General features: G+C 25.8%; 1 pseudogene. It reads left to right on the top strand.

Annotated features, from left to right (window positions below):
- Positions 1–298: pseudogene (locus KGF46_RS19845) on the top strand (RNA-guided endonuclease TnpB family protein); the annotation flags it as partial.

The following is a 298-nucleotide window of genomic DNA, read 5'->3' as shown; positions in this document are numbered from 1 at the left end:
AAGATAATCAAAGGTAAATACAATCTACATAGTCAAACTATACAAGCAATATCAGATAAATTTGATGCTAATAGAAAGACTATTTCAGAGTTAAGAAAGAAAGATAATACCAAGGCAAAGTATCCATATAAAACCAAGAAATTTTATATAATACCATTCAAGGCTAGTGCAATAAATATCAATGCTAAAGCTAACTTAAAGTTATCAATGTCAAAAGGTATATATTTAGAGTTAGATTTTAATATTGAAAATATAAAGACTGCTGAAATAGTATGGCGAAACGGATATTATTTGTATT

Origin of the sequence: Clostridioides sp. ZZV14-6153 (genome assembly GCF_020657855.1) — a bacterium.
GTDB lineage: Bacteria > Bacillota > Clostridia > Peptostreptococcales > Peptostreptococcaceae > Clostridioides.
Note: the sequence above shows the minus strand (reverse complement) of the source record. Positions and strands in the feature narration are given on the sequence as shown.